Source organism: Burkholderia sp. BE12 (assembly GCF_002959955.1).
In the GTDB taxonomy this organism is placed as follows: domain Bacteria; phylum Pseudomonadota; class Gammaproteobacteria; order Burkholderiales; family Burkholderiaceae; genus Burkholderia.
In genome coordinates this window covers 1-12,586 of the sequence record NZ_PREY01000004.1, presented here as the reverse complement: position 1 = coordinate 12,586, position 12,586 = coordinate 1, and the positions used below count along the sequence as shown (strand labels likewise).

The window sequence follows — 12,586 nt, the reverse complement described above, 5'->3', positions numbered from 1 at the left end:
TCCTGGCGGTGGCAGTGGCGGCGCGGTCAGCGGCCGGCCGTCTCGACGGCGATCGGGATGAACTGGCGCAGGTCGACCTGCGCATCGTCGGTGTCGTGCCACGGATCGGGCTCGTCCTTCAGCGCGAACTGCAGGCGTTCCCACAGCGCCGCCCGGTTGCCGGCATCGTCGACCACGCGCGCCTTCACGTAGTCGAGGCCGACGCGTTCGAGGTAGTGCACCGTGCGCTCCAGATACCAGCCTTCCTCGCGATAGAGCTGCAGGAACGCACCCGCGTACTCGAGCACTTCCTCGTGCGTCTTCACCTTGCAGAAGAACTGCGCGACCTCGGTCTTGATGCCGCCGTTGCCGCCGACGTAGAGTTCCCAGCCGGAATCGACGCCGATCACGCCGACGTCCTTGATCCCCGATTCCGCGCAGTTGCGCGGGCAGCCGGACACCGCGAGCTTGACCTTGTGCGGCGCATACATCCGCCACAACGCGCGTTCGAGCTGCTGGCCCATCAGCGTCGAATCCTGCGTGCCGAAGCGGCACCATTCGGAGCCGACGCAGGTCTTCACGGTGCGCAGCGCCTTCGCATACGCATGGCCGCTCGGCATCCCGAGGTCGTGCCATACGCCGGGCAGGTCTTCCTTCTTCACGCCGAGCAGGTCGATGCGTTGCCCGCCCGTGACCTTGACCGTCGGAATCGCATACTTGTCGACGACGTCGGCGATGCGGCGCAGCTCGTCGGCCGTCGTCACGCCGCCCCACATGCGCGGCACGACCGAATAGGTGCCGTCCTTCTGGATGTTCGCGTGCGCGCGTTCGTTGATGAAGCGCGATTGCGGGTCGTCCTTCGCCTCGTGCGGCCAGGTGCTGATGCAGTAATAGTTGAGCGCCGGGCGGCAGGTCGAGCAACCGTTCGGCGTACGCCATTCGAGGAAGTGCATCGCGGCCGGCACCGACAGCAGCTTGTGCTCGCGAATCGCGCTGCGCACTTCCGCGTGCGTGCGGTCGGTACAGCCGCATACCGGCTTCGCTTTCGGCGATGCGGAATAGTCGCCGCCGAGCGTTGACATCAGGATCTGCTCGACGAGGCCCGTGCACGAGCCGCACGACGCGGACGCCTTCGTGTGCTTGCGCACGTCTTCGAGCGTGAAAAGCCCCTTCTCCTTGATCGCGCCGACGATGGTGCCCTTGCAGACGCCGTTGCAGCCGCATACCTCCGCGGTGTCGGGCATCGCTGCCGCGTGCGTGACGCCGCTGTGCCCGGTGTCGCCGAGGCTCGTCTCGCCGAACATCAGCGTCTCGCGGATGTCCGCGATGTTGCGGCCTTCGCGCAGCAGCTTGAAATACCACGCGCCGTCGGCGGTGTCGCCGTACAGGCACGCGCCGACGATCCGGTCTTCCTTGACGACGATCTTCTTGTAGACGCCCGCGAGCGGGTCGGACAGCGTGATGTCCTCGGTGCCTTCTCCGCCGAGGAAGTCGCCCGCCGAATAGAGATCGATGCCGGTGACCTTCAGCTTGGTCGACGTGACCGAGCCGACGTAGCGGCCGATGCCGAATTCGGCGAGATGGTTCGCCGCGACCTTGGCCTGCTCGAACAGCGGCGCCACGAGCCCGTACGCGACGCCGCGGTGGCTCGCGCATTCGCCGACCGCGTAGATGCGCGGGTCGTAGGTTTGCATCGTGTCGCTCACGACGATCCCGCGATTGCAGTAGAGGCCCGTGCGTTCGGCGAGTTCGGTGTTCGGCCGGATGCCGATCGCCATCACGACGAGATCGGCGTCGAGCGAGTCGCCGTCGGCAAAGCGGACCGCGCGCACGCGCGTGCCATCGGGGCCGTCGCTTTCGAGCGCGGCGGTCTGCTTCGACATCAGGAACTTCAGGCCGCGCGCTTCCAGCGACTTGCGTAGCAGTTCGCCGGCGGTGGCGTCGAGCTGTCGCTCGAGCAGCGTCGGTGCAAGGTGCACGACCGTCACGTCCATCCCGCGCAGCTTCAGGCCGTTCGCGGCTTCGAGGCCGAGCAGCCCGCCGCCGATCACGACCGCACGGCGATACTGCGACGACGCGTCGATCATCGCCTGCGTATCGGCGATGTCGCGATAGCCGAGCACGCCATCGAGCCCGATCCCGGGAATCGGCAGCATGAACGGGTTCGAGCCGGTCGCGAGCAGCAGGCGGTCGTACGCCGCCTCGGTGCCGTCGTCGGCGATCACGACGCGGCGCACGCGGTCGATCTTCACGACCTTGCGGCCGGTCAGCAGCGTCACGCCGTGCTGCTCGTACCATGCGTAGTCGTTCAGGACGATCTGCTCGAGCGTCTGTTCGCCGGCCAGCACCGGCGACAGCAGGATCCGGTTGTAGTTCGGATGCGGCTCCGCACCGAACACCGTGACGTCGTACAGATCCGGGGCCAGCTTGAACAGTTCCTCGAGCGTGCGTACGCCCGCCATCCCGTTGCCGACCATCACCAGCTTCATCTTTCGCATTCCGACGTCTCCTTGGCGTTCAGCGTGCGGGTCGCCCCATGCGGGTCGCCCCACTTGTCAAGGAGACAAAAAGCAAACGGCATGCCAATGGCTGCATGCCTTGGCCCGGTGCGCGGCGTGCACGTGGGGGCGCACCGCACCCATGCATCGCCGGGCTACCTTGGTGCATTGCCACACAAGTCGGTGCACGAAGGCGCTCACGCGCGATTCGTCAGTCGTTTAGCGGCGCGCGCGCCGGATCGGCGTTCACGCCGCGTGTGCCGCCCGGCGCGGTATGGCTTCGCTATGGCTCCGCGATCGCGCCGGCCGCGGGGGTCACTCGGTCACATGCGTCATGCCGGGCGCTCGCCCGGCCGGTACGCCGGCCGCGCGCGCATCGGCGGGCATCGCCCACGCGAGCCATTGCGTGCGCAGCAACACGAGCGCGCCACATGCACCGGTCGCGAGCACGCCGAACGTCACGAAGCCGAGCTGATAGCTGCCGGTGCCCTCCTTCGCGATGCCCATCACCACGGGCAGGTAGAAGCCGCCGATGCCGCCCGCGGCGCCGACGATCCCTGACAGCAGCCCCGTCTTGCCCTGCCAGCGATGCGGCACGAGCTGGAAGGTTGCGCCGTTGCCGAGCCCGAACGCGACGTACAGACAGATCAGCAACGCAATGCCGCCGGCCAGTGGCGGCATCCACGCGGCGAACGCGAAATCGGCGACGGCGATCGCGGCGAGCAGCACGATCAGCGCGCGTACGCCGCTGACGCGGTCCGCGATGAAGCCGCCGAGCGGCCGCACGATCGCGCCGAGGAACGCGAGCAGCGACATGAAAAGGCCCGCATCGATCTTCGGCATCTGATACAGCGACGTCAGCAGTAGCGTTACATACGACGACATCCCGACGAAGCCGCCGAACGTGATGCTGTAGATCAGCATGATCACCCACGTGTCGCGCTCGGCGAGCACCGTGCGGTAGCGCGCGGGCAGGACCGCGATCGCGAGCAGCGCGCCCATCACCGGCAGCAGCAGCACGCCGGTCTTGCCGGCGCCGAACAGTCCGCCGTGCACGGCCAGCACGAGCGCGACGAGACCCGCGAGCGTGACGGCGAACGCAGCGATCGCACGCGGCACGCTGCCGGATTTCTCGCTGCGGTCGTCGGCCCACGCGGCGACCGCGACGCCCGCGATCGCGAGCAGCGGCAGCGCGGCAGCGGTCGACAGCTTCCAGCCGACGGCGGCCGCGATATGCGGAAACATGAAGCCGTCCAGCACCGCGCCGATGTTGCCGGCCGCGGCGAGGCCGAGCACGAGCCCCTGTACTTTCGGCGGATAGCTGCTGCCCGCCATCGGCAGCGCGACGGCGAAACTTGCGCCGCCCATGCCGAGGAACACGCCGAGCACGAGCAGCAGCGCGTACGACGGCGTACCGGGCACGCACGGCAATACGATGGCCGGCAGCGCGGACAGCACGATACCCGTCAGCGCGATCGTGCGGCCGTTCGCCGACTGGTACAGGTTGCCGAGCGTCACGCGCAGGATCGCGGCGGCAAGCACCGGCACCGCGACGAGAAAGCCCTGCTGCGCGGCCGACATCGCGATGTCCTTGCCGATGAACGGCGCGAGCGGGCCGTACAGCACCCAGACGGTGAAGCCGGTGTCGAAGTACAGGAAGCATGCGAGCAGCGAGCGCCAGTTGCCGCTCTGCAGGGAGGTGCGCAAACGCGTCATGGTGAAGACCTCTGCGGATTGCCGGTCGGATACCGGCTGGATCGGTCGGAAATCGATTGGCGCCGATTCACGGCGTCAGGTGATCGTTGGCAATATGTATGCCAGCGATGGCGGATTTCGACGGATGCGGTGCTGGACGTGCTTTGCGGAGAAACGGGGCGTCGATGTGGGCGGCGATTGGCGGACGGACGGCGGCACTGTCGGCGTGCGCGTGGCGCGGTGCCGGTGCGGCGATGCACTGCGATGATTCGCGTTGCCGTCGCCTCATAGGGCGAGATCGCGGGGATGAACGGGCGAGATCGGGTCGTATGGATTACGTACTGCGGGCATGCGGCGATTCGCCAAAATCGAGGACCGCGTGCCGATCGGAGCGCGCACTGCCTTTAGCGGCTGCAGTGCCGCGCGTCCGGCGGCCCGGCGATCCTCCGGCGCGTCGCTCAGCCCTTCGCGACGACGTCGATCCGCAGCGCTTCGCCGCCGGCGACGATCGCCAGCAGACGATCGACGTTCGGATGTGCGCCGGGACGGTTGCGCGCATCGGCCGTATGCTCGGCGAACACCGCGAGGCCGTGCTCGGCGGCCTTTGCATCGAGCGCGCCGAATGCCTGCTTCAGGTAGTGGTACACGGCGAGCGAACCTTGCTTGCCCGGCTGGTTCTCGATGCTGGCGACCACGTCGCCGTTCGCGCCGACGAGATCGATGCGCGCGATGCCGTCGATGGCCGGCAGTTGCGCGAGGTTGTCCTTGAATACTTGGGTCGGTTGAATCACTGAAAACACTCCGTTGGTTCGGTCATGGGCCAAAGAGCGTGGCCGGCCGTATCTTATCCGATCGGCTTCGGTGCTCCGGCCGGCGTGCCGGCCCCGGCCGTGCGCCAGGCCAGTGCCGCGCCCGCGAGCTGCACGGCGCTGCCTGCCAGCATCGCGACCCGCAGCCCGGCCGCGCCGCCGCCGCACGCGTCGTACAGCGCACCCAGCACGGCCACGCCGAACACCGCGCCGATCATCCGCATCACGTTCATCAGCGACGCGGCCGTGCCCGCGCGTGCGGCGTCGACCGCGCCGACGGCCGTCGCGGCCAGCGACCCGACGGCGAGGCCGAGCCCCGTGCCCGTCAGCGCGAGCCCTGCTTCGGCCCAGCCGAGCATCGGCGCATGCGCATCCGTTGATCCGGCCGCGCCGATGCCGATCGCGGCGAGCCCGAGTCCCATCAGCGCGACGCCGCCCGCGCCGGCCGTGCGCCCGCCGAAGCGCGCGGCGAACGCGCCGGAGCCGAACGACACGAGCGCGAACGGCACGGACATCGGCAGCAGCGCGAGGCCCGCGCCGGTCGCGTCGAGCACATGGTGGCTTTGCCACGCGAGCGGCAGCACGAACAACATCCCGTAGCCGCCGAACGTCATCGCGCCGTTGGCGATCAGCATCCCGCGAAACGCACGGTTCGCGAACAGGTCGAGCGGTACGAGTGCAGCCATGCCGAGGCGCCGTTCGATGCGGATGAACAGTGCGATGGCGGCCGCACCGGTCGCGACCAGCAGCGCCGCGCGCAGCGCATCGTGGCGCGCGTCGATCGTCGCGAACACGACGCAGCCGATCGCGATCGCACCGAGCGCTTGCGCGGCCGGATCGAAACGGCGACCGTGCGGATCGGCCGATTCGGGTACGACGACGGAAGCCAATCCGATCGCCGCGACGCCGAACGGGATCACGACCCAGAAGATGCTGCGCCAGCCGAACGCATGGATCAGCACGCCGCCGAGCGTCGGGCCGACGATCATCGCGATACCGCCGCACGCGGCCCAGATGCCGAGTGCGCGTGCGCGTTCGGCAGGGTCGCACCAGATCACGCGGACGATCGCGAGCGAAGCGGGGATCAGCAATGCAGCGCCGGCACCGGCGAGCGCGCGTCCCGCGATCAGCATGCCGAGCGTCGGCGCGAGCGCGCACACGATCGATGCGCCGATCAACACCGTCGCGCCGAGGACGAACGCGCGCCGCCTGCCGTACAGGTCGCCGACGAGGCCGCCCGTGAGCAGCAGCACCGCATAGGCGAGGTTGTATGCATCGATGACCCATTGCAATGCGCCGACGCGTGCGTCGAACGCGGCGCCGATCGGTTCGGTCGCGAGATTGACGATCGCGGTATCGATCTGCGCGATCAGCACCGCGATGCACAGCGTCGGCAGTACGAGGTGGTGGCGGGGAGGCGCGGCCGCCTCGGCCGCCGCGCCCGCGCCGGACGAAGCGTTCCGGATCGTCGGGTTCATCGGTGTTCTCCGGTTCATCGCGTTCGTTACCGCCCGACGCCGGCCGACACGCCCGCATCGCGCGAGCGCTCGATGTCGAGGCTGCGATACGCGCGCTCCGGAATCTCGGCGAGTCGAGACGAGTGCACCTGCTGCGGCGCGAGCCCATAGAACTTCTGGAAGCTCATGATCAGCGGCGACCACTTGTCCGGATCGATGCGGTCCGGATGACCGTCCATCAGCAGGTCGGGGTGGACGTGCACGCGCTGGATGCGCACCTCGAACACGCGGATGTGGCCGCGCAGGTCGGGCGCTTCGTCGCCGATCCCGTGCGTGGCCGCGACGACTGCTTCCATGTGCACCGGGCATTCGAGCGCGCGCGGCGGCGACACGGTTTGCGACGCCGCTTCGGTGAGCCCGGCCGTGCCGAACTTGTCGGGCTCGTACACGTAGCCCTTCGCCCGCTTCCCGTCGGATACCGGATACGTGCCCGTCGTGCGCGCGATCCGGTCGACCGCGTCCGCCTGCGCCGACGACGGCAGATTCAGCACGCATTCGCCGGTGCGCAACAGGTTGCGGGTGGTTTGCGAGCTGGCGGCGATGCCGAATACGCTGCGCCAACCCAGCCAGAAGGCGGACGAGATCGGCGCGAGATTGGCTGTGCCGTCGTCGTTCCGCGTGCTGACCAGCACGACGGGCGTGCCGAAATAGAGGATGTTCGGTTCGGTGACGCGATGCGGAGTGTTCATGGTCGGGGCCTTCGTTTCGAGGAATCAGTCTGCATGCTGATCCCGTCGCGGCCGCGCGGCGCTCCGATTCTTGTCGTGTCATTCCGGCGGTGCGTGCAGACGGCGTTTGCGCCGGGATGGCCCCGCCGGCGTCCCGCGCGCTTTTCCGCTACAGTAAGAAATCACCGGTCGCCTGTGCCGCGCACGCCGGCACGCGGCCGCCACGTTCTGCAATTGCACACGAGGGCTCCGATGGACACTGAGCAACGCTACACCGCCAATGCGCCGACGCGCGCGGAAGTCGACGCACTGGCCGGTGCCACCGTCATCGAATTCGGCGCGAACTGGTGCGGAATCTGCGCGGGCGCGCAGCCCGCGATCGTCGCGTCGTTCTCCGCGCATCCCGACGTGCGGCACCTGAAGATCGAGGATGGCCCGGGCCGGCCGCTCGGCCGTTCGTTCGGCGTGAAGCTGTGGCCGACACTGGTGTTCCTGCGCGATGGGGTCGAAGTCGCACGTGTCGTGCGCCCGACTGACGCGAAGCAGATCGAGGCCGACGGCTTCGCCGCGCTCGCCTGAGGCGGTCGTCATGCAACAGGCCATCACGCACATCCCCGTCGAAACGCGCGGGAGCGGCCTCGTCGAGTTCACGCCGCAGGTACGCGCGTTCGTCGACCAGCAGGCGATCCGCACCGGGCTCCTGACCGTGTTTTGCCGCCACACGTCCGCGTCGCTGCTGATCCAGGAGAATGCCGATCCATCGGTGCAGCGCGATCTCGAACGCTACTTCGCGACGCTCGCACCCGAGGACGAAACGCGCTACGAGCACGACACCGAAGGCCCCGACGACATGCCCGCGCATCTGCGCACCGCGCTTACGCAGGTACAGTTGTCGATTCCGGTCGAGCATGCGCGCATGGTGCTCGGCACCTGGCAGGGCATCTACCTGTTCGAGCATCGTCGCGCGGCGCACCGGCGCGACATCGTGCTGCATCTGATCGGCGAGTAGGCGAGTAGGCGAGTAGGCGAGTAGGCGAGTAGGCGAGTAGGCGAGTAGGCGAGGCGGACGCCGGCGCGCGGCCGCACGCGGCGGGCATCGCCGCCGCGTTCAGCCGAGCAGCTTCTCGACGAGCGCGCCGAGTTCGCGCAGGTGAACGGGCTTCGGCAGGAACTCGTCGAATACGCGCTGGTTCTCGCGGAGCGCGGCCGATTCGTACGCGCTGACGCCGAGAATCGACGGAAACTTGCCGTCGTCATTCGGCTGCGCGACCGTGCGGATGCGGCGCGCGACTTCGAAGCCGCTCAGGTCCGGCAGTTCGAGATCGAGCACGACCAGGTCGTAGTGCGCGTCGTTGAAGCGCGCGACGCCTTCGTGCCCGGTGCCGCACAGATCCGCGTCGAGGCCGAGTGCCGACAGCATCGCGCCGAGCGTTTCGCGCGCGTTGTCGTTGTCGTCGACGACGAGCGCGCGGCGGTTGCGATGCACGGGAGCGGCCGGCCATGCGGGCGCATCGGCGGCCGTGTCGCCGGCATCCGGCGCTTCGGCCGGCAGCGTGACGACGAACTCGCTCCCTTCGCCGACCGTACTGAGCACGTCCACGTGGCCGCGCAGCGTCGTCACGATTTCGCGCACGACGGCGAGCCCCATGCCGATACCGTCGACGTGCAGGCCGACCGCGTCGTTCGCGCGATAGAACGGCTCGAAAATCTTCGGCAGATGCTGCTTCGCGATGCCGGAGCCGGTATCCCGAACGACGAGTTTCAACTGCCGGCCGGCCGGCGCGTCGACGAGCGTGATGGACACGTCGATCGATCCGCCGACCGTGTACTTCACCGAATTCTCGATCAGGTTCGACAGCACCTGTCGCAGCAGCTTGCGATCGGAGCGGATCGCGAGGTCGCGCGGCTCGACCCGCTGCGCGACGGCGATCCGCTTCGCCGCGATCTTGTCGCGCAGCGGATCGAGCACTTCGGCGAGCAGCGATGCCATCCCGACCGTCTCGGCTTCGGCGAGGCGCTTGGTCGAGCGCAACTTGATGTAGTCGGTCAGGTCCTTGACCAGCGCCTCGAGCGACGACGCGGAATTCTGCAGCCGCCGGATCGTCTTCAGGTTCGCGTCGGACTGCGGCCGCGCGAGCAGGATCTCGATCGACCCGCAGATCGCCTGCAGCGGCGTGCGCAGTTCATGGCTGACCATTCCGAGAAATGCGTTCTTCGCCTCGATCATTTCGAACGCGCGATCGGACGCCTTGCGTTCCGCATCCAGCGCCGCGTTCTGCCGTTCGAGCAGATCGTCGCGCGTGCGCATCGTATAGAACAGCAGCAGGAACAGCGCGCACAGGATCACGCCGAGGATGATGCCGAGCGCGAGAATCGCCCGCTGCCGTTCCTTCAACTGATGGAACGTGAAGTCGCGCTGCGCCATTTCGATCGCGCGGAAGTAGTTCGCGAGGCCGTTGACCTTCGGCCAGTACGCGTTGACTTCGTCGATCACGCGCTGCGCGCCGTCCGGGGCGGTGCGCAGCAACGGCACTTCCTCTTTCAGGCGCGTCATGAATTCGCCGAGCGCCGCGATCTCGGAGCGCGCGCGCGGGATGCGCAGCCAGTATTCGGAGACCTCGGACGGCCGCTGCAGGAACCCGAACGACACCGACAGGCTGTCGAGCTGCATCTGCACGTGATCGTAGTCGCCGTCCACGTGTGTGGCGTAGAGGATCAGCTGGCGATCGAAGCGCGTGTAGACGTTCCGGTATTGCGACGCGGTCCAGAACACGCCCTCACGCGGGCCTTCGAGCACGCCCTCGTTGACCGACGTCGCGAGCAGGTCCCACAGCAGGAACGCCCACGCGGCGAATCCCAGGATCCACAGCGACCCCAGGACCACGATGATCTTTCTGTTCTTCCATCGCCCGCGCATGATGCCGCGCACTTACTTCACGGTCAGGCCGATGATCTGCCACGCGAACTTGGCTTCGCCGATGGGCGTCTTCAGCTCGTCCGGATACTGATCGCGCGGATACATGACCCACAACGGGCCGTAGTTGTCGTTGCCGAGCACCTTGCCGTTCATCGTGCGCGCGAGGATCACGCCGTACTTGTCGGCATCCGACACGGGGATCGTGAACGTGTATTCGTCGATGCAGCGGAATTCGATCTGCGTGCCGTGCGCATCGACGGTCTTCAGCACGTCGGACAGGCGCGGGCCGGTGAAGGTCGCCTTCGGCGTCCAGCTCGTCGACGTGACGATCGTATGCTGCGGCAGCGCCATCAGCGCCTGCTCGGAAAAGACGAACGCCGTCTTGCCGGGCTGGTTGCCGCGGCCGATCTTGCCGTCGACGGTGAACGTGAACGACGCGGCCCAGCTCGCGGCGGCGAGGCCGAGCAGGCCGGCAGTGAGCAGGCTCTTGATCCAGATGGTCGAAATTCGCATGTCGGTCCCTTCGTTCGGGTGCGCGTGGTGATGGATTGTCGGGGGCTCAATTCCCGGCGGGCGCCGGCTGCGCGAGCTTCAGTTCGCGGGCGACCTCGGCGAAGAGGATCGGCAGGCGCACCGGTTTCTCCTCGCAGCGCGCGTTGTAGTGCGACACGATGTGCGCGATTTCGTCCTCGCTCGCTTCCCCGGTGGAGATCTTGCCCGTCAGCAGGAAGATCGGCGCGCCGCCGTTTTCGCTCGACCGGATGCCGCGTACGAGTTCAGCCGCGGTCTGGTCGCCGAGCATCCAGTCGAGGATGTAGCCGTCGAAATCCTCGACCTCCAGCGCCTTGCGGAACGACGCGCCGTCGTAGTACGGAATCGCGTTCACGCCTTTTTCGAGGAAGTATTCGCACACGGTTTCGGCGACGTCCTGCGAATCGTCGACCACCGCGATCCGCGCCGCGTACACGTTCGGCTGGCTCGAGCGCAGCTCGATGACGTCGACCGGATAGGTGCGGCCCTCGCGCGCCTGCTGGCGTTCGGTGACGATCCATTCGCCTTGCCACTGCAGCGCGACGAAATCCGTTTCGATCTGGCTGGTGGCCTTCGCCGAGATCGCGGCGCGGCAGCGAAAGCGGCGCGATTCGATCACGAGCGTCGCGTCGATCATCTCGGCGGCGGCCCGCTGCGTGCCCTTGTCGTCGAGCAGGATCGCGGGCGGCACGCCGAAGTGAGTCGCGATGTCCTGCAGTTGCGACAGGTTCCACGGGATCAGCCCTTTCATCTTGCGCGTGACGACCGAGAAACTGAGCCCCAGCACGTTGGCGATCGTCGTGTTGTGACTGCGCGGCGGAATGCCGTTGCGCGTCAGCAGATCGCGCACCTTGGTGGCGGTGATGAGGTCGGCGTTGGCCTGCTCGCTATTGGACATCTCGAAGGGCTCTCCTGGGCTTTGGCGACGAAGAGCATATTCAAAAGTGACGCGATACGCAAACTGTGGAATCGCGATTCACCTTGACATGCCATATTTCTCGATTATCATTGCTCACCACGTCACTATTGTTTGGTGCGTCATGTTTGGAGATCGAGGTCGCCCGCAGTCGACCCGTGATGAACGACGCCGGCGAAGTGAACGAACGATTCGAAGAGAGAGCCTGAGAGAGCCTTGGAGTGCGTGTCGGCGTCGGTGAATTGTATTCGCCCCGCCGCGCGCAAACCGGGTACGCGCTCGCGGGGGTGGGATAGCGCGAAGCAACACGGCGCAAATAAAACGTGGGGAAAGCACACATGATTCGCCGTTTACTCGCACCGGGGCTGCTGTTGCTGTTGGCCGCGTGTGCGCAGGATCCGTCCATCACGAGCAGGACCGTGCGGATCTGCGACGACACCGGTTGTTCCGATCGCCCTAAAGATCAGGCCTCCTATCAAAAGAAGGACGATGCGGACGACCGCGACGATCCGCGCATCGCCGCGCTCAAGCAGGCCGCGAAAACCCAGCCGAAAGCCGCCTACGACCTCGGCCTGCGCTACTTCCGCGGCGACGGCGTGCGCCAGGACAGCTACCAGGCCCTCAAGTGGATGCACGAGGCCGCCGAACGCGGCGACCTGAACGCGCAGAAGGCCCTCGGCAGTTTCTACCTGTTCGGCCTCGAGGAAATGGGCTCGGATGCGCGCGAGGCGGAGAAGTGGCTGTCGATCGCGGCGGCTCGCGGCGACAAGGAATCGAAAAAGCTGCTCGAGCTCGCGCGCAAGGCGAAGAAGGAAGACGAAGACGACTGGAAATGGCGCACGCAATGGCGTGATGTCTATTACGGCTACTGGTATTCGGGCTATCCGTACTACGGCGTCTGGAATCAGACATCCTGGTACTACTGACCAAGCCTGAAGCAACGGGGGCAGCCGCGGGGAGACCACCATCGCGCGCCACGCCGGGGGGCTTATCGAAGTTCGCACGGACACATAAGCCGAACAACGACTCTAATCGATCGACAACGACATGAAGACC

11 protein-coding genes are annotated in these 12,586 nt (G+C 67.1%); 3 read left to right on the top strand and 8 right to left on the bottom strand.

Annotated elements, in window-relative coordinates; all coding sequences use genetic code 11:
• Positions 1-26: 26 nt before the first annotated feature.
• The 5 genes from nirB to C4B30_RS05420 form a co-directional block, all read right to left on the bottom strand.
• Positions 27-2,477: a nitrite reductase large subunit NirB gene (nirB, locus tag C4B30_RS05440; protein WP_105131955.1), complete on the bottom strand. Its 2,451-nt coding sequence runs from the start codon at positions 2,475-2,477 to the stop codon at positions 27-29.
• Positions 2,478-2,792: 315 nt separating this feature from the next.
• The gene (locus tag C4B30_RS05435) at positions 2,793-4,193 is read right to left on the bottom strand and encodes an MFS transporter (protein ID WP_105131954.1); all 1,401 of its coding nucleotides are present in this window, start codon (positions 4,191-4,193) and stop codon (positions 2,793-2,795) included.
• 437 nt (positions 4,194-4,630) lie between these two features.
• Positions 4,631-4,963 carry a DUF2322 family protein gene (locus C4B30_RS05430; RefSeq protein WP_027782121.1) on the bottom strand — a complete coding sequence of 111 codons (333 nt, stop codon included), beginning with the start codon at positions 4,961-4,963 and terminating at the stop codon, positions 4,631-4,633.
• Positions 4,964-5,016: 53 nt separating this feature from the next.
• On the bottom strand, positions 5,017-6,459 hold the full coding sequence (locus C4B30_RS05425; RefSeq protein ID WP_105131953.1) for an MFS transporter: 1,443 nt from the start codon (positions 6,457-6,459) through the stop codon (positions 5,017-5,019).
• A 26-nt stretch (positions 6,460-6,485) separates the two neighbouring features.
• Positions 6,486-7,187, bottom strand: a complete 702-nt coding sequence (locus C4B30_RS05420; protein WP_105131952.1) for a flavin reductase family protein — start codon at positions 7,185-7,187, stop codon at positions 6,486-6,488.
• 231 nt (positions 7,188-7,418) lie between these two features.
• Here C4B30_RS05420 and C4B30_RS05415 point away from each other — a divergent pair, with 231 nt between their 5' ends.
• Together C4B30_RS05415 and C4B30_RS05410 are read left to right on the top strand one after the other, a co-directional pair.
• Positions 7,419-7,745, top strand: coding sequence for a thioredoxin family protein (locus tag C4B30_RS05415; protein WP_105131951.1), 327 nt, complete (start codon positions 7,419-7,421; stop codon positions 7,743-7,745).
• Positions 7,746-7,755: 10 nt separating this feature from the next.
• Positions 7,756-8,175, top strand: a complete 420-nt coding sequence (locus C4B30_RS05410) for a secondary thiamine-phosphate synthase enzyme YjbQ (protein ID WP_089501116.1) — start codon at positions 7,756-7,758, stop codon at positions 8,173-8,175.
• Between the two features lie 99 nt (positions 8,176-8,274).
• On the opposite strand, the gene atsR is transcribed toward C4B30_RS05410, so the two are convergent.
• Genes atsR through C4B30_RS05395 form a run of 3 tightly spaced genes read right to left on the bottom strand, consistent with a single transcriptional unit; the run spans position 8,275 to position 11,512 of the window.
• Positions 8,275-10,086: a hybrid sensor histidine kinase/response regulator AtsR gene (gene atsR / locus C4B30_RS05405; RefSeq protein WP_105132140.1), complete on the bottom strand. Its 1,812-nt coding sequence runs from the start codon at positions 10,084-10,086 to the stop codon at positions 8,275-8,277.
• Between the two features lie 9 nt (positions 10,087-10,095).
• A complete protein-coding gene (locus tag C4B30_RS05400) occupies positions 10,096-10,596 on the bottom strand; it encodes a molybdopterin-dependent oxidoreductase (protein WP_027782127.1) in 501 nt (166 codons plus the stop codon).
• Between the two features lie 46 nt (positions 10,597-10,642).
• A complete protein-coding gene (locus C4B30_RS05395) occupies positions 10,643-11,512 on the bottom strand; it encodes a response regulator (RefSeq protein WP_199779045.1) in 870 nt (289 codons plus the stop codon).
• Positions 11,513-11,868: 356 nt separating this feature from the next.
• On the opposite strand from C4B30_RS05395, the gene C4B30_RS05390 reads away from it, so the two are divergent.
• Complete coding sequence (locus C4B30_RS05390) at positions 11,869-12,456, top strand: tetratricopeptide repeat protein (RefSeq protein WP_105131949.1); 588 nt, start codon at positions 11,869-11,871, stop codon at positions 12,454-12,456.
• Positions 12,457-12,586 lie beyond the last annotated feature (130 nt).